This window comes from Paenirhodobacter huangdaonensis, assembly GCF_004022465.1.
In the GTDB taxonomy this organism is placed as follows: domain Bacteria; phylum Pseudomonadota; class Alphaproteobacteria; order Rhodobacterales; family Rhodobacteraceae; genus Rhodobacter; species Rhodobacter huangdaonensis.
Window position 1 is genome coordinate 1 of record NZ_SAVA01000033.1, and the last position, 942, is coordinate 942.

The following is a 942-nucleotide window of genomic DNA, read 5'->3' on the forward strand; positions in this document are numbered from 1 at the left end:
CCGGACCTTGTCGGGTGCTGCACGAATGTCCGCGGACGGCGGCGACAGCGCCGGCTTGCGGCTACCGTGCGGGCCAGCCGTTTTCATGGATCACGCTCTCGAGCGTCAGCCTCTTGCGCCACCCCCGGGCTTCAAGCTCCGGCTTCGTGTAAAGGTCGTCGACATAGCCCGCGCAAAGATAGGCAACGATTTCCACATGGTCCGGGATGCCAAGCAGGCCGCGCAGGTCTTCCGGCCGGAAGATCGAAACCCAGCCGATCCCCACACCTTCCGCGCGGGCGGCCAGCCAGAGGTTCTGCACGGCGCAGACCGTCGAATAAAGATCCATGTCGCGATTGTGGGTCCGGCCCAGAACCACCTTCCCGCCTCGGCTCCGGTCGCAGGTCACGCAGATGTTCAGCGGCGCGGTCAGGATCCCCTCGAGCTTCAGCGACCGGTAAAGCGCCTTGCGGTCGCCGTCGAACATCTCTTCCGCCTCGGCGTTTGCGCGGAGGAAGGCGGCATGGACCTCGGCGCGCCGGTCCGGGTCGCGGATCAGGAGGAAGTCCCACGGTTGCATCAGGCCGACCGAGGGCGCGGCATGCGCGGCTGCGAGAATGCGCCGGAGGGCGGCAGGATCGACCGGATCGGGTCGGAACTCGTTGCGCACGTCGCGGCGGGCGTTGATGATATCGTAAAGCGTTTGACGTTCGCGGTCGTCGAACTGGCGGGCGGGCTGCGGAACCACAGCTTCGGCAGGCATCGTGAGGGGCATCTTGGGCCTCGGACAATTCAAGGCGCCGCGGGCTCCACCCCGGGGCGCAATGACATCAGGCCGGTCTTCTGGCTCCGGATCATCTCGTCCTGGCGCCTTCCCGGGGCCTGCCCCAGTGGCCTGTGCCAAACGATCCCCGATACAGCGGCGGGCCCGCGCCGGATTTGCACCGGCTTCCCGATTCTCCC

General features: G+C 67.2%; 1 protein-coding gene and 1 riboswitch. The gene reads right to left on the minus strand.

The window, feature by feature from the left end:
• Window positions 1–61: 61 nt before the first annotated feature.
• A complete protein-coding gene (gene bluB, locus EOW66_RS20265) occupies window positions 62–754 on the minus strand; it encodes a 5,6-dimethylbenzimidazole synthase (protein ID WP_394342848.1) in 693 nt (230 codons plus the stop codon).
• A gap of 41 nt (window positions 755–795) precedes the next feature.
• Window positions 796–942: riboswitch (cobalamin riboswitch) on the minus strand. This riboswitch is flagged as partial in the annotation.